Genomic DNA, 20636 nt, shown 5'->3' with positions numbered 1-20636 from the left:
GCAGCCTCGCGGGCTCGGCAGCGGCTACACCACGGTCTGTGTAGCCGCTGCCGAAGGCTGCGCACGAGCGCGCAGCGCTCGCCAGATGAGGCACCACGTTTTTCCAGATGGAACGCGAACTCAGGCTTTGCGGCCGCTGCGCGACCGTACGCAGCCTCGCAGGCTCGGCAGCGGCTACAACGATCCCTGTAGCCGCTGCCGAAGGCTGCGTACGAGCGCGCAGCGCTCGCCAGATGAAGCACCACGTTTTTCCAGATGGAACGCGAACTCAGGCTTTGCGGCCGCTGCGCAACCGTACGCAGCCTCGCGGGCTCGGCAGCGGCTACACCACGGTCCCTGTAGCCGCTGCCACAGGCTGCACACGAGCGCGCAGCGCTCGCCAGATGAGGCACCGCGTTTTTCCAGAAGGAACGCGAACTCAGGCTTTGCGGCCGCTACGCGACCGTACGCAGCCTCGCGGGCTCGGCAGCGGCTACACCACGGTCCTTGTAGCCGCTGCCGAAGGCTGCGTACGAGCGCGCAGCGCTCGCCTGGCCGTCAGAACATCGAGAAGTTGTAGCTGACGATCAGCCGCGTTTCGTCCACGTCGCGGGCGATTTTTTCGTAGTTGCTGCGGTAGGTGGCGTTGCGCAGGCGCAGGCTGACGTCCTTGAAGGTGCCGCCCTGCACCACGTACTTGAGCTCGCTGTCGCGTTCCCATTCGCGGCCTTCGCGGTCGCTGCCCGGGACCTTGATATGGTCGCCGCTGACATAGCGGGTCAGGAAGCTCAGGCCGTTGATCCCCACGGCCTTGAAGTCGTAGTCGTAACGCAGCTGCCAGGAGCGTTCCTGGGCGGCGGCGAAGTCGTTGACCTGCACATAGTTGACCAGGTACGGGTTGCTGCCATCGAGGTACGGCATCGAGTTGTCGCCGTTCATGCGCTGCCAGCCGGCGCTGAAGGTATGGCCGTCGATGGCGTAGCCGAGCAGGCCGCTCAGGGCGCGGTTGTCGATGGAGCCGGCGCGCTCGGCGCCGCTGTCGGCGCTCTTGATCAGGCGCAGATCGGCCTTCAGCATGCCGCTGCCCAGCGGCTGGTTGGCCACCAGGCCAATGAAATGCTGACGGTAGATGTCTTCCAGTTCGGCGTAGTGGTATTGCCCGCTCAGGCGCTCGTTGAAGAGGTAGTCGATGCCGTACATATCGAAATGGTCGGCGCTGACGTTGCAGGCATACCGCTTGTTCTTGCAGTGCACGCGGATGTCCTGGGCGTCCGTGGAGTCGCGGGCGGTGTAGCGGTCCAGGCGCGCGGCCATGAAGCTCAGGTCCTTGATCTCTTTGGACGTCAGCATCGCGCCGTTGAACATCGTCGGCAGCAGGCGCCCGTCGTTGTACTTGAGCAGCGGCAGATCCGGCAGCAGCGCGCCGTACTTGAGCACGCTCTGCGACACCCGCACCTTGGCGGTCAGGCCGAGCTTGGCGTACTGGTCCTTGGAACCCCGCGGGTCCTGGCCGCTGGACGGCAGCAGGCCGCTGTTGCTGCGGTCGGGGCTGGAGTCGAGCTTGACGCCGAGCATGCCCAGCGCATCGACGCCGAAACCGACGGTGCCTTCGGTGTAGCCCGACTGCAGGTTGAGGATGAACCCCTGCGCCGCCTCTTCGCGCTTGGACGCGCCCTGATCGTTACTGGTGTGGCCGTCGCGAAAGTCACGGTTGAAATAGACCGTGCGCGATTCGAGCCGGGCGCTGCTGTCCTCGAAAAAACCCGCGGCCTGGGTCGGGGCGGTAAAACCTGCGCACAGGCAAAGGGCGCCGAGGCCAAGCGGTCGGCGGGCGTGCAGCAAAGGAAAAGGGGGACGCATGAAAAGCTCCAGCAGTGCAGCGGTAACGCGGATGAAAGAAAGCAATAGCAATCCATCCGGCGAATCATTTCTGGCCGGTTGAATTGATTGGATCAATGTTGACCGCAAATGATGGCAGATGGCCCTACCCCCACCCACCCGACTTTAGTCTGAAGTGGCTACAGCCTTTGCCCCTGCGCGCGGCTGCCTTTCTAGGGCGACGCCGATCCGAAACCAGTCAATTTCGAGAGTTTTTCACACGAGCGGCCAACCCCGGGCCTGACAGGCTCCAGCCCGCCGCTTGGATCCAAATACCCGCTCTTCGCCGAGAGAAATGGTCATTTTCTTCACCAAACCCCTACCGTTCGTCGGCTATTTTTGTCTTCAAGCACTTTGTAACAAGGAATTGACAGAACACCTAAAGGGTCTGGCTTGTCTATTTATCCAATTGATTTTAAAAGAAATAAAATCTTTGTGAAGTTTATAAAAAACACCATCGTCATTTATACAACACAACAAAACGTCAATTAACCGACTCATCTGTGTGGTAGTGTCAAAAAAAGAACGCATCAAGGGCTTGCACCTGTTCAGTTCTTCAAGAAGTGAGCAGAAAACTCACTCACACCCCATCACGGACGAGGTTCCTCCCTTGGATGTCAGCGTTTTTGGTACTGGTTATGTCGGCCTGGTACAAGCCGTCGCCCTGGCCGATGTTGGCCATAACGTGGTCTGTGTCGACATCGACAGCCAGAAAATCGCCCAATTGCAGCGGGCCATCGCACCTATCCATGAGCCTGGGCTGAACGGCCTGATCGAGGACAATCTCAAGGCCGGCCGCCTGTCCTTCACCACCCAGGCGCAGACGGCGGTGAGCCACGGCGACCTGATGTTCATCGCGGTCGGCACCCCGCCCAACGAAGACGGTTCCGCCGACCTCGAGCATGTGCTCGCGGTCGCCCGTGACATCGCCCGCCTGATGCACAGCGACAAGACCCTGGTGATCAAGTCCACCGTGCCGGTGGGCACCGCCGACCTGGTGCTGGACAGCGTCGTCGAGCAACTCAGCGACCTGGGCAAATCGGACCTCAAGGTGCATGTCGTCTCCAACCCCGAGTTCCTCAAGGAAGGCAGCGCCGTGGCCGACTGCATGCGCCCGGACCGGATCATCGTCGGTTGCGCCGGCGACAAGCCGCGCCAGCAGTTGAGCGAGCTGTACGCGCCGTTCAACCACAACCGCGACCGCCTGATGTTCATGGACAACCGCAGCGCCGAGCTGGTGAAGTACGCCGCCAACGCGATGCTCGCCACGCGCATCAGCTTCATGAACGAAATGGCCAACCTGGCCGAGCGCCTGGGCGTCGACATCAACGCCGTGCGCAAGGGCATCGGCGCCGACCCGCGGATCGGCTACCACTTCATCTACCCGGGCGCCGGTTTTGGCGGCTCATGCTTCCCCAAGGACCTCAAGGCGCTGATCCACACCGCCGAGAGCCACGGCCTCGAGCCGCAGATGCTCAAGACCGTGCGCGACGTCAACGAACAGCAGCGCCATGTGCTGTTCCGCAAACTCAAGGCGCACCTGGGCGACGACCTGCGGGGCAAGGTCATCGCGCTCTGGGGGCTGGCCTTCAAGCCCAACACCGACGACATGCGCGAAGCCACCAGCCGCTACCTGATGGAAGCGCTGTGGGAGGCTGGCGCCACGGTGCATGCCTACGACCCCGAAGCCATGACCGAATGCCGGCGCCTGTATGGCTATCGCCCTGACCTGCAGCTGTGCGCGACCCGCGACGACACCTTGCAATGCGCCGACGCGCTGGTGATCTGCACCGAGTGGAAAGCCTTTCGCGTGGTCGACTTCAACCAGCTGCGCGAGCGGCTCGCGGCGCGCCTGATCGTCGACGGGCGCAACCTCTACAACCCGCAACAGGCGGCGGACGCCGGCCTGCATTACCTGAGCATCGGCTTACCCTATCGCGTACCGGGGGCGCTCTACGCATGAATATCCTGATCACCGGGGCCGCCGGTTTCATCGGCGCCCATACCGCACTGCGTTTGCTCAAGGATGGGCATCAGGTCACCGGGCTGGATAACTTCAACGACTACTACGACCCGCAACTCAAGCACGACCGCGTGCGCTGGGTCGAACAACAGGCCGGGCGCTTCCCGCTGTACCGCCTCGACCTGGGCGACGCCGAGGCGCTGGACCGGCTGTTCGCCCAGGTCCGCCCGCAGGTGGTGATCAACCTGGCGGCCCAGGCCGGCGTGCGTTATTCCCTGGAAAACCCCAAGGCCTACCTGGACAGCAACCTCGGCGGTTTTCTCAACCTGCTGGAAATGTGCCGGCGCTACCCGGTCGAGCACCTGATCTACGCCTCGTCCAGCTCGGTGTACGGCGCCAACCACCACACCCCGTACAAGGTCAGCGACAACGTCGACCACCCGCTGTCGCTGTATGCCGCGAGCAAGAAAGCCAACGAGCTGATGGCCCACAGCTACAGCCACCTATTCGGCGTGCCGGCCACCGGCCTGCGCTTCTTTACCGTGTACGGTCCCTGGGGCCGTCCGGACATGTCGCCGGTGCTGTTCGCCAAGGCCATCAGCGAAGGCCGCCCGTTGAAGCTGTTCAACTACGGCATGCACCAGCGCGACTTCACCTACATCGATGACATCGTCGAATCCCTGGCGCGCCTGTTGACCAAGCCGCCGGTACGCGACCCGCTGTGGGACCGCGAGCAGCCCGACCCGGCCACCAGCATGGCGCCCTGGCGCCTGTTCAATATCGGCGGGCAGCGTCCGGTGGAGCTCAAGGAGTACGTCGCCACCCTGGAGCAACTGCTGGGGCGCAAGGCCGAGGTCGAGTACCTGCCGTTGCAGCCCGGCGACGTGCTGAACACCTGCGCCGATGCCAGCGCCCTGGAAAACGTCACCGGTTTCGGTCCGCAGATTGCCCTGGCCGAAGGCCTGGGGCGCTTCGTCGACTGGTTCCAGAGCTACTACCGGCCACCCCTGCCGCCCAGGGACTGAACCCCGCCACGACCTGCTCCAGCGAACCCCTTCGCTGTTCCAGCCACCCGCTATGGAAATACCCCGATGGACATGGAAAGACCATTCTCATCGCCTGTGCCCAAGGCCCCGACGCCCGCCACCGGCCCGACGCCCATCGACCGGCGCAACGACCCGTTCCGGCGCAAGGTCGAGGCCGCCATCGAGCTGCAGCATCGCGGCTGGCTCAGCGGCCGCCCCGGCGGTTGCCCCTGGACCCTGTCCCTGAGCAAACGCCTCACCTCGACCCTGCTGGCCGCGCTGATCCTGCTGCTGATCGCCCCGCTGCTGCTGGCCATCGCCCTGCTGATCAAGCTGACCAGCCCCGGCCCGGTGTTTTTCGTGCAACTGCGCACCGGCTTTCGCGGCCGGCGTTTCGGCATGTACAAGTTCCGCACCATGGTGGTCAACGCCGAGGCCCTGAAAGACTCAGTGCGCCACCTGAACAAGCACGGCCCGGACTCGGTGGATTTCAAGATCGACCGCGACCCGCGGATCACCGGGATCGGCGGTTTCCTGCGCCGCACCAGCCTCGACGAGCTGCCGAACCTGATCAACGTGCTGCTTGGCCAGATGCGCATAGTCGGCCCGCGGCCGACCTCGTTCCACGCCCAGACCTACAAGGAACACCACCTCGGCCGCCTGAGCATCTACCCCGGCATCACCGGCCTGTGGCAGGTCTCCGGGCGCAGCGACGTGGATTTCGACGGCCGGGTGACCCTGGACATGACCTACATCTTCCAGCAGAGCCCCTGGCTGGACTTGAAGATCCTGATCAAAACCCCTCTCAAAGTCCTCAACGGCCACGGAGCAAGTTGAAATGGCGGCTGCAACCTTTGCCAGTCTGAAGATCCCGACCCCCACCGAAAGCAACCTGGCGGTGACCGTCCTCGACCAGCAACTGCGGGTGATCCTGCTCACCGCGCCGAACGCCGACAGCGGCGTCACCACCAGCGCCCTGGCCCTGGCCAACGAACTGGCGCGCACCAGCCGCGGCCGCGTGCTGCTGTTGGACACTAGCCTTGCGGACAACAGCCTGACCCAGCGCCTGGGCCTGGCCGAGCAACCGGGTTTCCTCGACCTGGTGCTGGCCGACCCGCCGCCGAGCCTGGCCGCCTGCATCGAGCACCCCGGCGACCCGGGGTTCGACTTCCTGCCCCTGGGCCGCCGCCAACAGCACACCGAGCGCCTCACCGCGCAGCCGCTGCGCGAGCTGTTCGCGGTGCTGAACGAGGCCTACCGCTTCGTCATCGTCGACGGCGACCCGGTGTACAGCAACGGCGACCTGCTCACCCTGAGCACCCAGGTCGACGGCGTGGTGCTGGTGGTGCGCAGCGAGGAAACCCGCTGGGAGGTGGCCCAGGCCGCCGCGCAACGGCTGGTCCAGGCCGAGGCGAAGCTGATCGGCAGCGTGTTCAACGCCCGCAAGTACTACATGCCCAAATGGGTCTACGACCGTCTCTGACCGGCACAAGGAAAGTCTGCACATGAAACCTTACGCACTCCCCCTTGGCCTGATGCTGGCCGCCCTCGCCGGCTGTTCCAGCCCCGAGGTCGCGGACATGCCGGTGCATGTCCTCAGCGCCGAAGCCGGCCAGGGCCAGATGACCGAAGTGCTGCCGGTGGAGCAGGTCCTGCGCCCGCAGGACGTGCTCGACGTGATCTTCCACATCGGCAGCACCAGCCAGGCGCGTTACCGGGTCCAGCCGGGCGACCAGGTCGACGTCTCGTTCCTCACCGCCGCCGAACTGGGCGGCAGCAAACTGGTGTTGCCCGACGGCAGCATCGAGATGCCCTACGTCGGCAACGTGCAGGTCGCCGGGCTGACCGCCGAAGAAGCGCGCCGCCGCCTGGAAAGCGCCTATGCGCGGGTGCTGAAGAAGCCCCAGGTGACCTTCTCGATTTCCCACGCCATGGCCCAGATGGACAACCTGCGCACCAGCCTGACCAACCCGGCCACGGGCCTGAGCCGCGAGATCACCGTGGGCTCCGACGGCCGCGCGAGCTTCCCGCTGCTCGGTGCGATGTCGTTGCAGGGCATGACCCTCAGCCAGTTGCAGAAGACCGTCAACCAGCGTTACGCCAAGGAAGTCGGCCAGGTCAGCGCCGACGTGCTGCTCAAGTCGACGGCGGCCAACGAAGTGTTCGTGCTCGGCGAAGTCGGCCAGCCCGGCGCCTACCCGATCCGCCGGCCGGTGTCGGTGCTCGAGGCCCTGACCCTGGCCAAGGGCGCCGGGCCCACCGCGCGCCTGGAGTCGGTGGTGATCATGCGCCGCACCGGCAACCAGGTGCAGGCGCGCACCTACGACGTCGCCGCCGCGCTCAACCGCAAGGCCCCGGACTTCGCCTACCTGCAACCGGACGACCTGCTCTACGTGCCCAAGACCCGCCTGGCCCGGGCCGGTGCGTTCAGCAAGCAACTGGCGGACATCATCATGTTCCAGGGCGTCGGTTTCAGCTTCGGCTACCGCGTCGACAACAAAGAATCGAACAACAATTGAGCCCTGCCGCGATGAACAGAATCGAAAACTACCTGCATGAGTTCCTGCTCGTGTTCTTCGTCAATCGCCGGTTGATCAAGCGCGTGTTCCTCGGCTTCGCCGTGATCGCCCTGCTGTTGCCGCTGGTGCTCAGGCAAAGCTACGAGATCACCGCCGAAGTCATCGTGCAGTCCAAGAAGCTCTCGCAGAGCGACGCCAACACCGTACTGACCCCGGACAGCGACAAGTTCATCCCGCCGTCGCTGGCCGACATGGAAACCGAGAGCAATATCCTGCGTTCGCCGACGCTGATCCGCGAAACCCTCGGCCAGTTGCGCGCCGCAGGCGACTACGGCGACAGCGAGGGCCTGTTCGCCCGGCTGCTCTTCAACCCGTTGCGCGATCACGTCGGCAACCCGCTGCGCGCCGCCCTGGGCCTGACGATCGAGCCGGTGCGCGACACCGTGCTGGACGCCCTGACCAACCAGGCGGTCAAGGACCTGAAGGTCGCCACCCTGCCCGGCTCCAACGTGATCTCGGTGGCCTACGCCAGCCCCGACGCGGCCCAGGGCACGCGTTTTGTCCAGCGCCTGCTGGCCAACTACCTGAAGAACCGCCAGGACCTGCAATCCAATGAGTTGCCGGAGACCTTCTTCGAGCAGAAGAAAGTCCAGTACCAGCAACGCCTGGACGACCTCGAAGGCTTGCGCCAGGCCCTGTTGGAAGCGGCCCACGCCTCCGACCCCAAGGAAGAGATCACCTTCCGCCTGAACGCCATCAACACCGAGGAGCAGTCGCTCAACGGCTACCGCGACCAGGCCCTGGAGAACCAGCGCCGCCTTGACTATCTACAGAAGAACCTCGCCGCCGCGCGCAAGGGCAGCCTGACCGACTACACCTTCCCCTTCGCCTTCGCCAACACCGTGGACAACGTCGCCTACGAGGACCGCGAGATCAAACAGCTGGGCGAACAGTTGACCAACCTGGTGGGCCAGTACGGCACCACTTCCGACACCTACCGCGCCGACAGCGTGCCGATGCAGCAGCAGCGCGAGCAGATCGTCCGCGCCCGCGCGCAGTTCCTCAAGGTGGTGGAAAACCGGGTCCGCGAGCGTTCCAGCGACTTGCAGATCACCCAGTCGGTGATCACCCAGAAGACCGCGCGGATCAACGAATACAAGACCCGCGTGCGCGAACTGCAAGAAGTGCTGAGCAAGCTGCGCCAGCTCGATACCGAGATCGACGCCCTGCACAAGGCGTTCTTCACCTACACCCAGCGCTATGAAGAAAGCCGCGGCGAACGCCTGATCAATGGCGAGCTGTCCAACGCGCGGATTCTCAGCCAGCCCTACGAACCCAGCGAGGCGGCGTTTCCCAAGCCGATGCTGATCATCCCGCTGGGGCTGCTCACCGGCCTGCTGCTGGCGATTGCCCTGGGCTACGTCTACGAGTTCTTCGACCACCGCTTCAAGCACCCGGCCCAGGTCGTCGACCACCTCAACCTGCCGGTGCTGATGGTGCTCGACGCCGAGCAGGCGCCGACGTTCAACCCCTACCCGCGCTGGACCTGGCAGTGGCTCTGGCATTGGGCCAAGCAGTGAACCGCGCGCACAGCGAAATGCTCATGGCCGACCTGCCGATCGCCCATGTGATCCACAGCGGCGGCTTCTACGGCGCCGAGCGCATGCTGCTGGACCATTGCCGGGTGATCCCCGGGCAGCATCGGGTGCTGTTTCTCGACGCGCCGCCGGCCCTGCTCGAACGTTTTACCGAGGCCGGCGTCGAGTGCCACAACCTGAGCGGGCTGCGGGCGTTGCAGGCGCACCTGCGCCAGCAACCGGTGCTGCTCAACGCGCACAACTTCAAGGCCCAGGTGCTGGCCCTGTTGTGCGCCTGGCGCCTGGGCCTGCCGCTGGTGTGGACCCAGCACGGCTTCACCCCGCGCAGTGCCAAGCAGAAGTTCTACACCTGGCTCAGCCTGCGCCTGTGCCGCCGCGCCACGATCCGCCGGGTGGCCTGCGTGGCGCAGAGCATCGCCCAGTTGCATCGCCAGGCCGGGGTCGCGCCGGACAAGCTGCAGGTGATCCCCAACGGCCTGCCGGAACCCTGCATTCCCAACGAAAACCTGCGCGACCCGGACGCGCCGCTGGTGGGGTTCGTCGGCCGCCTGAGCCAGGAGAAAGGCCCGGATCTGTTTCTCGACGCGCTGATCCCGCTGTGCCGGCAACGCCCGACCCTGAAAGTAGTGCTGCTCGGCGACGGGCCGCTCAGCGAGGCCCTGCGCCAGCGGATCCAGGAGGCCGGCCTGGAGCTGCAGATCCTGATGCCGGGCTACCAGAGCAACATGGGCAAATGGATGCACCGCCTCAGCGTGCTGGTGCTCAGCTCGCGCACCGAAGGCACGCCGATGATCCTGCTCGAAGCCATGCAGGCCGGCACGCCGATCGCCGCCTTCGCCGTCGGCGGCATTCCCGATGTGATCGAACACAGCAGCAGCGGCCTGCTCGCCCGCCCGCTGGACAGCGTCGAGCTGGCCGGGCACATCACCGAACTGCTGGACGACCCGGACCTGGGCGAGCGCCTGGGCCTGGCGGCGCAGCAGCGGCAACGCCGCGACTACCACCTGCCGCGCCTGGCCTTGCGCTGGCAGGCCCTGTACCGCGCGGTCAGCGAGGCCTGGAACCGATGATCGCCTCCGTCTCCCTGGGCGCCCTGCTGGGGCTGGCCTGCCTGCTGTTGCTCGCCAGCCCCTGGCCGTACCTTGCGCCGCTGGCGGTGCTCGGCCTGTTCGGCGTGGCGCTGCTGTACCGTCGCACCGGTTGGGGCCTGCTGGGTATCTGCGCGCTGGTGCCGTTCGAGGGCCTGTTCAAGGACAGCGCGTTTTCCGCGGCTAAGCTGCTGGGGGCCTCGCTGATCCTGATCCTGTTGTTCAAGCTGCTGATGCGCCAGATCGGCGAGACGCGCCTGCGCAGCAACCTGTGGCGCGCGCTGCTGCCGTTCCTCCTGTGCCTGCTGCTGAGCCTGATGTACAGCGAGAACCTCGGCGTGTCCCTGGGCAGCCTGCGCGAGCTGGCGGTAGGCCTGGTGCTGTTTTTCGTGACCCTGCTGATCGGCCGCGAGATCAACCTGCTGATGCTCTGCCGCCTGATGGCCGCCAGCGTTGCCGCGACCTGCGCGATCGCGCTGTTTTCGGCCAAGTACCAGGTCGGCGGCCGGGCCATCGGCTTGCTGCAGGACGCCAACTATTTCGCCCTGCTGATCGCCATGGCGGTGCCGCCGGCGATCCTCCTGGCCCTGCGCGAGCGGCACTGGCCGCTGCGCCTGTTCTGGGCCGGCGTGACCCTGACGCTGATGGCCGGCATGACCAAGACCGACTCGCGCTCCGGCTTGCTGGTGGTGCTGTTCACCCTTGTCATCGGCGCCTGGCACTACCGTCACCAACTGCAGCGGCTGCGGCCCAAGCACCTGGGTTTCCTGATGTTCGCCGTGGCGATCGTCGTGCCCCTGGGGCTCGCCGCGCTGCCGGCCGACTACGTGGCGCGGATCAAGTCGCTGAGCCTGCTCAAGTCCGGCGCCCATTCCGCCGACACCTCCCTGGGCCGGCGCACCTCGTACCTGGTGGTCGGCGGGCAGATGATCCGCCAGAACCCGTTGCTCGGCTCGGGCCTGGGCACCTTCCCGATCCACTACGCGCAGACCGGCTTCGCCAGCGGTTTCTCGGAAAACATGAACGAGCCGGACCTCTACCGGCGCGCGCACAACACCTACCTGGAGCTGTTCAGCGAACTGGGGATTCCCGGCGGCCTGAGCTTCGTCGCCCTGCTGCTGATGGGGTTGCGCAATTTCGAGCGGGCCCGGGTCGGCTGGCTGGCCCAGGGCCGCCAGGAGCAGGCGGACATCGCCACCCACCTGGGCCTGAGCCTGCTGGCCATGGCGGTGTTCCTGCTGTTCCTCAGCGCGCCGAACCACAAATACCTGTGGATCTTCCTCGCCCTGTCCAGCGTCCTGCGCCTGCAGGCCGAAACCCCGCAGGCCAAGCCATGATTTTGCGGCCGCTGCGCGACCGTACGCAGCCTCGCGGGCTCGGCAGCGGCTGCATCGACCGCGGAGCACCTCGATATCCCGGCTGTGCCCGATCACCTGTAGCCGCTGCCGCAGGCTGCGCACGAGCGCGCAGCGTTCGCAAAATGGATAAGGAAGAACCAGCATGAAACGGATCAGCGTCATAGTGCCGATGTTCAACGAGGCGCGGCATATCGTGCGCACCCTGGACAGCGTCAGCAGCGCCGCCGCCGTGGCGGGGCTGGCATGCGAGTTGATCGTGGTCGACAACGGCTCGCGCGACAACGGCCCGCAACTGGCCATGGACCAGGGCGCGCGGGTCCTGCATTACCCCGGCTTGTCCATCGGCGCCTTGCGCAATCGCGGCGCGGCGTCGGCGTCCGGCGACTGGCTGGCCTTCCTCGACGCCGACATCGAAGTGCCGCTGAACTGGCTGCTGCTGTGGAAATCCGCCCACGCCAGCCAGCGCGCCGATGTCTTCGCCCTCGATTGCGACGCCCCGCGCAGCGCGCCCTGGTTCGCCCGCGCCTGGCAGCGCCGCAGCCTGTCCGGCGACCAGCGCGAACGGCTGCTGCAATGGCTACCGACCCCCAATCTGTGCATGGACCGCGTCTGGTTCAACCGCATCGGCGGTTTCGACGAAGACCTGCGCACCGGCGAAGACAAGGATTTCGGCCTGCGCCTGAACCGCGCCGGCGCCCGCCAGCTGAGCCTGGCCACGCCGGTGGTGCAGCACTGGGGGTTCGAAGGCAGCTGGCGCGAGTGGAGCGCCAAGGAATTCTGGCGCCAGAGCAGCCACCTGCAACTGCTGCGCAACGGCGGGCCGAGCCTGCGCCTGCTGCGCTTCCCGCTGCTGTGCCTGGCCAGCGCCCTGTGCAGCCTGCTGGCCCTGTTGTGCCTGCTCGGCGGGCAGTGGGCGGCGGCCGGCCTGGCGCTGCTCGGCAGTCTTCTGCCCGCTCTGGGCCTGGCGCTGCGCCAGAGCTACCGGCACCGCGACCCGCTGTTCTTCCTGCAACTGTGGCTGCTGCACTGGCTGCGCCTGCACCTGGGCGCCGGCGCGCTGCTCCAGGGTTTGTCCAACTGTACCGCCGTGAGGCCCGACCGTGGCTAAGACACTCTTCTGGTTATGCCTGCTGTTGCCGGCCTACGCCTGGCTCGGCTACCCGCTGCTCCTCGCCCTGATCGGCCTGTTCGTGCGCTCGCCCCGGGTCGAACCGGGGCCGCCGTTGTCGGTGAGCGTGATCGTCGCCGCGCACAACGAGAGCCAGCACATCGAGCACAAGCTGCGCACCCTGCTGGCCCAGGACTACCCGGCCAGCGACGTGCAGGTCATCCTCGCCAGCGATGGCTCGACCGACGCGACCGTGGCCCTGGCGCTGGCCATCGGCGACCCGCGTGTGCTGGTCCTCGACCTGCCGCGAGTGGGCAAGGCCGGCGCGCTGAACGCCGCGGTGGAACTGGCGCGCAACGAGATCCTGGTGTTCACCGACGCCGACAACCAATGGTCCGGCGACACCCTCGGTAAATTGCTCGCACCCTTCGCCGATCCCCGGGTCGGCGCCTGCGGCGGGCATATGGTCATCCCCAACCCCGGGCATGCCCTGAGCCTGGGCGACAGCCTGTACCGGCACTACGAGGCCTGGGTGCGCCAGGCGGAAAACCGCACCGGTTGCATGGTCTCGGCCGACGGCGCGCTCCTGGCCCTGCGCCGCGAACTGTTCGAGCGCATACCGGCCGAGGTCAACGACGACTTTTTTATCAGCACCTGCGCGCCGGCGGCCGGCAAGCGCATCGTGTATGTCGAAGAGGCCCAGGTGCTGGACCAGGGCGTGGACGAAGCCGGCAAGCAATATCGCCGGCGCCTGCGGGTCACGGTCGGCGGCCTGCGCAGCCTGGCCCGGCGGCGCGGGTTGATGAACCCCTGGCGCCACGGCGTTTATGCGATCGCCCTGATCAGCCACAAGCTGATCCGCCGCCTGGCGCCGGTGCTGCTGATCCCGCTGCTGCTGAGCAACCTGTGGCTGTGGCACGCCGGGGCGTTCTACCAGCTCAGCCTGCTGGCCCAGCTGTGCGGTTACGGCGCCGGCGTCCTCGGCCTGCTCGACCGCCGCGGGCGCCTGCCCAAACCCTTTCGCCTGGCCGGTTTCGTCCTGGTGACCCTGGCCGGCATGAGCATGGGCCTCTGGCATTTCTTCCGCGGGCAGCAGTACAGCCTGTGGAACCCGCAGCAGAACCGCTGACATGGCCCTTAAACAACACCTCAAGCGCCTGGCCGGCACGGCCTACCTCAACAGCTTCGGGCGCACGCGCCTGAGCGAAGCCGGCACCGTGCTGATGCTGCACCGGGTGCTGGCGGACGAGCACGCCGCCAACCTGCCCCATCGCGGGCCACTGTGCGTCGGCCGGGACAGTTTCGAGCAATTGCTGCGCTGGCTGCGCCGGCACTTCGACTGCGTGGCGCTGGAGCACCTGCTGCTCTACCCCGGCGGCGACCGCCCGCGCGTGGCCCTGAGCTTCGACGACGGCTGGCGCGATAACGCCGAGCAGGCCTACCCGCTGCTGGAACGCTACGAAGTGCCGGCGAGCATCTTCCTGTCCACCGACTTCATCGGCACCGGCCGGGCGTTCTGGTGGGAAGCCATCGGCGAAACCCTGTGGCGCGAACCCGACAGCAGCGCCGGCCGGCAATTGCAGGAACAACTGCGGGTGCTCGGCCTGGCTCTGCCGACGAGCCTCAAGCGCCCCGGCGCCTGCGCTGCCCGCAGCCGCGACCTGGGGCTGTTGCTGCAACGCCTGAAAACCCTGGCCCCGGACAGCCTGCAACTGCTCGCCGACAGTTGCCCACGCAGCGGCATGCCCCACAGCCTGGACTGGAGCCAGGTCAAGCGCCTGGAGCGTTCCGGGCTGGTGCGCTTCGGCCCCCACGGCGCCAGCCACGGCATCCTTACCCAGCTCGACAGCGCCACCCTGAAGGACGACCTGGCCCGCTCCCACGCCTGCGTGCAACACCACTGCGCGGCGCCACTGCCGATCTACTGCTACCCCAACGGCGACCACGACCCCGCGGTGCGCCAGGCCGTCGCCGCGCTGGGCTACCGCTATGCCCTGGGCACCGCGCCGGGGCTGATCGAGCCGGCGCGCAACGAGCCCCTGGCCCTGCCGCGCATCGACGTCAGCCAGGCCAGCGCCCGCACCCCGTCGCTGCTGGCCTGGCGCCTGTTGAAAGGCGCGCGGGCATGAAGCGCAACGGCTATGTCTGGCACCTGCTGCTGAGCATGGGCACGCGGCTGGCGATGATCGGTATCCGCCTGCTGCGCAACGTGCTGCTGGCGCGCCTGCTGGGCCCGGCGGACCGCGGCCTGTTCGCCTTGCTCAGCGCTCTGCCCGACCTGATCGCCGCGCTCACCAGCGGCGGCCTGAATACCGCGGTGGGCTACGAGGCGGCGCGGCAGCGGCCGATGGGCCTGCTGCTGACCCAGATCCTGGTCTACGGCTGCCTGCTGGCCGGCGTGCTGACGGTGATCGGCCTGGCGCTGATGCACAGCCTTGGCCAGGACTGGCCGATCGCCCAGCAGTTGGGGCCCTTCGCCTGGCTGCTATTGCTGGCGGTGCCGCTGAGCGTGCTCAAGAGTGGCCTGCTGACCCTGCACAACGCCGACGGCCGGGTCGCCGCGTTCAATGGCCTGCGCCTGCTGGAGTCGCTGCTGCCGCTGCTGCTGTTCGTCGTGCTGTGGTGGCTGTGGCGCGACCAGGCGCTGTCGGCGGCGCTGGCCGGCTGGCTCGGCGGCACGCTGCTGGTGGTGCTGGCGGGCTGGTACTGGCTGGGGCGTTATCACCGTCTGCGCTTGCGCTGGCAGCCGGGCGAGCAAGGCAAGCTGCTGCGCTACAGCGCCCAGAGCCACCCCGGCGTGCTCTCGCAACAGCTGATGCTGCGCTGCGACTACCTGTTTATCGGCGCCCTGCTCGACCCCGTCGCGCTGGGCCTGTACGCCATGGCCAGCGCCGCCGCCGAGCTGCTGCTGATCATTCCCGAGGCGGTGACCACGCCGTTGATGAAGCGCCTGCTGCAACAGGGCGAAGGCATCGAGCGCCTGACCCCGCTGGCCCTGCGTATCACCGCCACGGTGATGCTCGGCGCTTGCCTGGGCATGGCGCTGGTCGGCCACTGGCTGATCGTCACCCTGTTCGGCGCCGCCTACGGCCCGGCGTACCCGGCCCTGCTGGCGCTGCTGCCGGGGCTGTTCGGCCTGTGCTACGCGAGCATCCTGCGCCTGGACCTGCTGGGCAAGCAGCGCCCCGGCGCGTTGTCCTGGCTGCTGGGGGCCGGCGCGCTGCTCAACCTGGCGCTCAACGCCGTGCTGATTCCCTGGCTGGGCATCGTCGGCGCCGGGCTGGCCTCGTCCCTGGCGTACCTGGCGGTAAGCCTGGCGATGCTGGCGATGTATTGCCGCCTGAGCGGCGTGGCCTGGTACCGCACCCTGTTCCTGTTGCCCGAAGACCTGATGCAGTTGCGCGCGTTGCTGCGCCCACGGGAGGCGGCATGCTGAAAACCGCGCTCTGCGCCGCCCTGGCGCTGCTGGGCCTGCCCTCCGGGGCCCGGGCCGAGCCCATGCAATGGTCGAGCATCCGCGACGGCAGCCTGTACCTGCGCCCCGCCCAGCCGGACACCCTGCGCATCAGCTGGAGCCCGGCCTGGCAGAGCGACGCCAACCGCGAGAAGCTGTACCTGCTGGCACCCGACGGCCAGCTGGCGCGGCAACTGGATATCCGCGCCGACCAGGCCTACGGCGAGCAAGACATCGCACTGGCGCCGGCGGCGGACGACTATCGCCTGCAGATTCCCGGCTACAGCTTTCGCGGTTTCACCGTCAGCCACCAGGACAGCACGGCCGCGCAGTTCGAGCCGACCAAGGTGCATTTCAGCGCCGAAGTACGCAGCGGCGCCGAGCTGTTCTTCAAGGTCGCGGCCGGCGAGCGGGCGATCCTCGCCGGCAAGTACTACGGCGGCGTCAGCCTGTTGCAGGCCAGCCGCCTGAGCGACGGCGCCAAGGTGCGCCTGGCCCTGGAACAGCATGGGGATTACGGGCAGTTCGATCAGGTGGCGCTGCCGCCGGCCGAGCGCGACGAAGTCTGGCGCCTGTCCCTGGGCGGCGCCGGCAAGGCGGCGTTCTGGCTCGACGGCACGGCCAACCTGTTCGCCCAGGACGCCCGCCAACTGCAACCGCTGCGCCTGCCCCGCGGCGAGGTGCGCCTGCACCTGCAAGCGCCCCTCCTCGGGCCGACCCCGCGCCTGGGCATCGCCCTGCCCTATGCCCAGCCGCCGTCGTCGACCTTCGGCCTGTTGCAGGCGATCGACGCCCGGGCGGCCAACTTCTACAGCTTCGTCGATGTGATCGAGCAGGAACCCGAGCGCGAAATCGGTTTTCGCCGGCTGTACCGCGAGCGCTTTAACATCGACCGCGACATCACCCTGCTGGCCGGCACCGGGCGCCGGCCGGTACTGGCGGCCGATGCCCAGAGCCTGGCCGGGCTCGACGCCTGGCTGGCCGACAGCGCGCGCCTGCCCGGCCAGGGCCTGCATTACCTGGCCTTCGCCGACGAACCCAACCTCAATTACCCGGACTACGCCACCTACGCCGCCTACTTCGACCGCATGCTGGCCCAGGTCAAGGCCAACCCCGAGGCCCGCGCGGCCGGGGTACGGATCGCCATGCCGGCCAGTTCGCGCCTGCTCGACGGGCCGTTCCGGATCGGCGCCGGGCAACGCCGCGGCATCGACTGGGCGCGCAAGCTGCTGGCGCGGCACGGCGACGACATCGACGCCCTGGCCTGGCACGAATGGATGGTGCGCGACCTGCTCGCCACCCGCCGCTACCGCGACAGCGTGCGCGCCGCCGCCGAGCTGGTGGGCCTGGACGCCACCGGCCGGCCGCGCAAGGCCCTGCTGCTGAGCCAGACCAATATCTCCAGCGGCCCGGACCTTAGCCCCTATCAACAAGACACCCATTACGCCGGCCTGTGGTGGGCCTCGGTGGCGATCAACGCCTCGGCCGACGGCCAGCTGGACATGCTCAACTGGTTCCAGGCCGCCGACGAACCCGGCTACCCCAAGGGCATGCTCGCCCAGCGCAGCGCCAGCCAGTTCAGCCTCAAGCCGGTGGCCGTGGCCCAGCAATTCATTGCCCGGCACTGGCTGGCCACGGTGCAGGCCCTGGACAACCCGGCCTTCGAGGTCGATGCCCTGGCCATGCGCGAGGCCGGCCGCCACAGCCTGTTGGGGGTGAACAAGGCCGCGCGCGCGCAGGCGGTGAGCCTGGAAGGCCCGCCCGAGCTGTGCCGCGCCGCGCCGTTCGCCCTGAGCCTGCTGGGCCCCGACGACCAGCCTCGCGCCGCCAGCGTTGAATGCCGCGATGGCCGCGTGCGCTTCGAGCTGCCCGGCGAAACCCTGTTTGCCCTGACCTGGAACGCGTTATGAACCCACTGAGCGCCTTGCTGGAAAAGATCCGCCGCAAAGGCCTGCGCGGCAGCCTGCGGGTGCTGTGCGAGCGCTACTTCTATTACCACTGGGAATTGCTCAGCGTCGAACGCCCGCTGGCGCTGCCGGTGCCCTGCCCGGTCAGCGCCCGGCGCTGGCCCCAGGTGCCGATCGAACGCGCCCTGCTGCCGGCCTTCGAGAAGTACTTCGCCGCGCAGTTGCCGGCGATCCGCGGCCTGCTCGACAAGGGTTGCCGCGGCATCGCCCACCTCAATGCCGACGGCGACGTGATGCTGATGATCTGGGTCAACGAGCGCGACTACTACGACGATCAGCTGTACCGCTGCTGGGTGCGGGTTCCGCCAGGCTGCATCTATCAGTTCGCCGGCGAGTGCGCCGCGCCGTATCGCGGCACCGGGGTGGTGGTGCTGGCGCAGAAACTGCTCTGGGATCACTACCGCGAGCGCGGCTTCCAGGCCACCCGGGCGGTGGTCAACGTGCGCAACCAGGCGGCGCTGAAGATGCACGTGCGCATGGGCTTCACCGAGGTCGGCGAATCGATCCACGTCTATTGCCTGCTGCGCTGCCTGCACTTCCATCGCCGCGTGCCCTACCACCAGCCGCGCCTGCTGCACCTGCGCAAGTCGCGGCCGGCGCAACCGGCAACGCCGAGCGATGCGCGCGAGGAGCCGCTGTGACGATCCGCTTCGACTGGCGCCCGAGCCTGCTGGACCCCGATTTTCCCGCCGCTGACCTGGCGCAGCTGCACGACGCGGTGGACGCGGCCACGCCTTTCAATCGCCTGGCTTGGCTGCGCGGCGCCGAGCTCGCGCTGGAGCCCACGCAACGGCTGCGGGTGCTGCTCGGCTGGCACGGCGAACACTTGGTGCTGTGCCTGCCGCTGGTCCATGGCCGCGAACGCAAGGCCGGCATGGCGTGGCCGGTGGTGCGCCACCTGGGCTTCCCCTTGAGCGACCGCCTGGCCCTGCTGGCGACCGCGCAGGCGCTGCCGGCCATGCCCCGGGTCCTGGAGGAAATCCGCCGCGAGCTGCCCCACGCCTGGCTGCAATTGAGCGAACTGCTGGCGGCCGACGGCGCCCTGGCGAGCTGGCGTGAATACAGCAGCTACAGCGCCTGCGCCATCAGTTGCCGGGCGCCGGAACACCGGATTGTCGCGGCCGACCGCGAGGAAGCCCGGGACAAGCCCCTGCGCTACGAACTGCGCCGGGCGAAAAAACGCTGCGCCGAGATCGATGCCCGGGTGATTCGCGTCAACCCCGACGGCGAAGGCATGGACGCGCTGCTGGATTTCATCGGCGCGGTGGAACAGGCCAGCTGGAAAGGCGCGGACGGCCTGGGGATCTTCTCCGGCGCCCGGCGCCAACAGTGGATGCGCAGCGCCCTGCGCGAGCTGGCCGCCGACGGTTGCGTGCGGGTGGTGCTGCTCGAACACCAGGGCCGCTGCATCAGCTATCGCCTGGGCTTGCTGGAGCGTGGGCGGCTGTACGACTACAACATCGCCTTCCTGCCGGACTACGCCAGCCTCGGCAGCGGCCGGCTGCTGCTCGACGAGTGGATTCGCTGGGGCCTCGACGACGGCTGGCAGTGGGTCGACGCCTCGCGGGTCAGCCTCAGCCGTTCCAGCCATCAACTGCACGAACGCATGAACGGCCAGGTCGAGCACCAGCGCTGGAGCTTCTATTCACGCCGCCCCGACGGCCTGCTCCTGGGCCTTGCCGATCGCCTGTGGCAAACCCTCAAGCCCCATGTCAAAACCTGGCGCGAACGCCGTGCCGCCCGCCCACCGAAAGAGAGCCGACCTTGAGCACTCATGCGAACACCGCCGCGACTGCGGCCAACCTGCCGGCCGTGATCGTCAATGCCGACGACTTCGGCCTCGACCCCGACTACAACCAGTTGGTCCTGCGCGCCTTCCAGCGCGAAGCCATCAGCTCCGCGACCCTGATGGCCAACATGCCGGCCTTCGCCGACGCCTGCCGGCTGGCCCGCGAGCATGGGCTGGAGGGGCGGATCGGCCTGCATTTCAACCTGACCTACGGCGAACCGCTGAGCGCGCCGATCCGCAGCCAGCAGCGCCTGTGCAACAGCAGCGGCGAGTTCGACCTGCGGCTGCCGCGCTCGGTCCTGCGCCTGCCGGCCAGCGCCGTGGCCGCGGTCCGGGGCGAACTCGAGGCGCAATGGCAGCGCTGCGTCGACCAAGGCCTGCGCCCGAGCCATATCGACTCCCATCAGCACGTGCACAACCTGTGGCCGATCGCCGCCATCGTCGCCCGCTTCGCCGCGCAGCACGGAGTGCCGGTGCGCCTGGCGCGCAATGTCGGGAGCAATATCGGCCTGGCCAAGCGCCTGTTCAAGAGCGCCCTGAACCGGCGCATCGTCGGTTTGAGCGGCGCCAGCGTGCAATTCGTCTGCACCCCGCGGGACTTGCTGGAAGGCTTGCGCCCCGCCGGTTCGCTGGAGGTGGTCGCCCACCCGACCCAATTGGCCGATGGCGATTTCGGCGACGATTACCTGCCCGAAGGCCATTCGCTGGACCGGCTGCTGCGGGAATCCCTGAGCGGTCATCGGCGCATCCCCTACAGCCAGCTGCGCCAATGCCTGTAGGGCGTTTGCCGGATCGAGAGTCAGGCATAAGCCCCGGTAAATACAGAGTTTTCTGAATGTCCGAGATGGCCGATTGCCATCGGCCGCCGCGGCTTGAATCGACTGGCTTATTCCTGCAACATCCGCCCCCT

The 20636-nt window shown here is 67.5% G+C and carries 17 protein-coding genes; 16 read left to right on the top strand and 1 reads right to left on the bottom strand.

Features of this window, described 5'->3' with window-relative positions; all coding sequences use genetic code 11:
• Window positions 1-537: 537 nt before the first annotated feature.
• Window positions 538-1839 carry an OprD family porin gene (locus BTN82_RS14280; protein ID WP_075119760.1) on the bottom strand — a complete coding sequence of 434 codons (1302 nt, stop codon included), beginning with the start codon at window positions 1837-1839 and terminating at the stop codon, window positions 538-540.
• Between the two features lie 628 nt (window positions 1840-2467).
• On the opposite strand from BTN82_RS14280, the gene BTN82_RS14275 reads away from it, so the two are divergent.
• From BTN82_RS14275 to BTN82_RS14200, 16 genes are all read left to right on the top strand, one after another.
• Window positions 2468-3820, top strand: a complete 1353-nt coding sequence (locus BTN82_RS14275) for a UDP-glucose dehydrogenase family protein (protein WP_075119759.1) — start codon at window positions 2468-2470, stop codon at window positions 3818-3820.
• Window positions 3817-4845, top strand: coding sequence for an NAD-dependent epimerase (locus BTN82_RS14270; protein ID WP_075119758.1), 1029 nt, complete (start codon window positions 3817-3819; stop codon window positions 4843-4845). Before BTN82_RS14275 ends, BTN82_RS14270 begins: the two co-directional genes overlap by 4 nt.
• Window positions 4846-4917: 72 nt before the next feature.
• Complete coding sequence (locus BTN82_RS14265) at window positions 4918-5682, top strand: sugar transferase (RefSeq protein WP_081375474.1); 765 nt, start codon at window positions 4918-4920, stop codon at window positions 5680-5682.
• Window position 5683: 1 nt separating this feature from the next.
• A complete protein-coding gene (locus BTN82_RS14260; RefSeq protein WP_075119756.1) occupies window positions 5684-6328 on the top strand; it encodes a CpsD/CapB family tyrosine-protein kinase in 645 nt (214 codons plus the stop codon).
• A gap of 22 nt (window positions 6329-6350) precedes the next feature.
• Window positions 6351-7364 carry a polysaccharide biosynthesis/export family protein gene (locus BTN82_RS14255; RefSeq protein ID WP_075119755.1) on the top strand — a complete coding sequence of 338 codons (1014 nt, stop codon included), beginning with the start codon at window positions 6351-6353 and terminating at the stop codon, window positions 7362-7364.
• A gap of 11 nt (window positions 7365-7375) precedes the next feature.
• Window positions 7376-8944: a GumC family protein gene (locus BTN82_RS14250; RefSeq protein ID WP_075119754.1), complete on the top strand. Its 1569-nt coding sequence runs from the start codon at window positions 7376-7378 to the stop codon at window positions 8942-8944.
• Between the two features lie 23 nt (window positions 8945-8967).
• Window positions 8968-10032, top strand: a complete 1065-nt coding sequence (locus BTN82_RS14245; RefSeq protein WP_075119880.1) for a glycosyltransferase family 4 protein — start codon at window positions 8968-8970, stop codon at window positions 10030-10032.
• Window positions 10029-11387: an O-antigen ligase family protein gene (locus BTN82_RS14240; RefSeq protein WP_075119753.1), complete on the top strand. Its 1359-nt coding sequence runs from the start codon at window positions 10029-10031 to the stop codon at window positions 11385-11387. The genes BTN82_RS14245 and BTN82_RS14240 overlap by 4 nt, the downstream gene beginning before the upstream one ends.
• A gap of 163 nt (window positions 11388-11550) precedes the next feature.
• On the top strand, window positions 11551-12516 hold the full coding sequence (locus BTN82_RS14235) for a glycosyltransferase (protein ID WP_075119752.1): 966 nt from the start codon (window positions 11551-11553) through the stop codon (window positions 12514-12516).
• Window positions 12509-13645: a glycosyltransferase family 2 protein gene (locus tag BTN82_RS14230; RefSeq protein WP_075119751.1), complete on the top strand. Its 1137-nt coding sequence runs from the start codon at window positions 12509-12511 to the stop codon at window positions 13643-13645. The genes BTN82_RS14235 and BTN82_RS14230 overlap by 8 nt, the downstream gene beginning before the upstream one ends.
• A 1-nt stretch (window position 13646) precedes the next feature.
• Complete coding sequence (locus BTN82_RS14225; protein WP_075119750.1) at window positions 13647-14645, top strand: polysaccharide deacetylase family protein; 999 nt, start codon at window positions 13647-13649, stop codon at window positions 14643-14645.
• Window positions 14642-15952 (top strand): lipopolysaccharide biosynthesis protein, encoded by a 1311-nt coding sequence (locus tag BTN82_RS14220; RefSeq protein WP_075119749.1) that lies wholly within the window; start codon window positions 14642-14644, stop codon window positions 15950-15952. Before BTN82_RS14225 ends, BTN82_RS14220 begins: the two co-directional genes overlap by 4 nt.
• Window positions 15946-17880, top strand: a complete 1935-nt coding sequence (locus BTN82_RS14215; protein ID WP_075119748.1) for a hypothetical protein — start codon at window positions 15946-15948, stop codon at window positions 17878-17880. Before BTN82_RS14220 ends, BTN82_RS14215 begins: the two co-directional genes overlap by 7 nt.
• Window positions 17877-18578: a GNAT family N-acetyltransferase gene (locus BTN82_RS14210; RefSeq protein WP_075119747.1), complete on the top strand. Its 702-nt coding sequence runs from the start codon at window positions 17877-17879 to the stop codon at window positions 18576-18578. Before BTN82_RS14215 ends, BTN82_RS14210 begins: the two co-directional genes overlap by 4 nt.
• The gene (locus BTN82_RS14205) at window positions 18575-19705 is read left to right on the top strand and encodes a GNAT family N-acetyltransferase (RefSeq protein WP_075119746.1); all 1131 of its coding nucleotides are present in this window, start codon (window positions 18575-18577) and stop codon (window positions 19703-19705) included. Before BTN82_RS14210 ends, BTN82_RS14205 begins: the two co-directional genes overlap by 4 nt.
• On the top strand, window positions 19702-20505 hold the full coding sequence (locus BTN82_RS14200) for a ChbG/HpnK family deacetylase (RefSeq protein ID WP_081375467.1): 804 nt from the start codon (window positions 19702-19704) through the stop codon (window positions 20503-20505). Before BTN82_RS14205 ends, BTN82_RS14200 begins: the two co-directional genes overlap by 4 nt.
• Window positions 20506-20636 lie beyond the last annotated feature (131 nt).

This window comes from Pseudomonas chlororaphis (genome assembly GCF_001921865.1).
Classification (GTDB): Bacteria; Pseudomonadota; Gammaproteobacteria; order Pseudomonadales; family Pseudomonadaceae; genus Aquipseudomonas; species Aquipseudomonas chlororaphis_D.
This window is presented reverse-complemented; position numbering and strand designations above follow the sequence as displayed.

Excerpts from the sequence above, each read along its gene's own strand:
- BTN82_RS14210 (WP_075119747.1), top strand. The coding sequence starts at position 17,877 with ATGAACCCACTGAGCGCCTTGCTGGAAAAGATCCGCCGCAAAGGCCTG.
- BTN82_RS14220 (WP_075119749.1), top strand. The coding sequence starts at position 14,642 with ATGAAGCGCAACGGCTATGTCTGGCACCTGCTGCTGAGCATGGGCACG.
- BTN82_RS14215 (WP_075119748.1), top strand. The coding sequence starts at position 15,946 with ATGCTGAAAACCGCGCTCTGCGCCGCCCTGGCGCTGCTGGGCCTGCCC.
- BTN82_RS14235 (WP_075119752.1), top strand. The coding sequence starts at position 11,551 with ATGAAACGGATCAGCGTCATAGTGCCGATGTTCAACGAGGCGCGGCAT.
- BTN82_RS14245 (WP_075119880.1), top strand. The coding sequence starts at position 8,968 with ATGGCCGACCTGCCGATCGCCCATGTGATCCACAGCGGCGGCTTCTAC.
- BTN82_RS14260 (WP_075119756.1), top strand. The coding sequence starts at position 5,684 with ATGGCGGCTGCAACCTTTGCCAGTCTGAAGATCCCGACCCCCACCGAA.
- BTN82_RS14225 (WP_075119750.1), top strand. The coding sequence starts at position 13,647 with ATGGCCCTTAAACAACACCTCAAGCGCCTGGCCGGCACGGCCTACCTC.
- BTN82_RS14255 (WP_075119755.1), top strand. The coding sequence starts at position 6,351 with ATGAAACCTTACGCACTCCCCCTTGGCCTGATGCTGGCCGCCCTCGCC.
- BTN82_RS14280 (WP_075119760.1), bottom strand. The coding sequence starts at position 1,839 with ATGCGTCCCCCTTTTCCTTTGCTGCACGCCCGCCGACCGCTTGGCCTC.
- BTN82_RS14270 (WP_075119758.1), top strand. The coding sequence starts at position 3,817 with ATGAATATCCTGATCACCGGGGCCGCCGGTTTCATCGGCGCCCATACC.
- BTN82_RS14265 (WP_081375474.1), top strand. The coding sequence starts at position 4,918 with ATGGAAAGACCATTCTCATCGCCTGTGCCCAAGGCCCCGACGCCCGCC.
- BTN82_RS14250 (WP_075119754.1), top strand. The coding sequence starts at position 7,376 with ATGAACAGAATCGAAAACTACCTGCATGAGTTCCTGCTCGTGTTCTTC.
- BTN82_RS14240 (WP_075119753.1), top strand. The coding sequence starts at position 10,029 with ATGATCGCCTCCGTCTCCCTGGGCGCCCTGCTGGGGCTGGCCTGCCTG.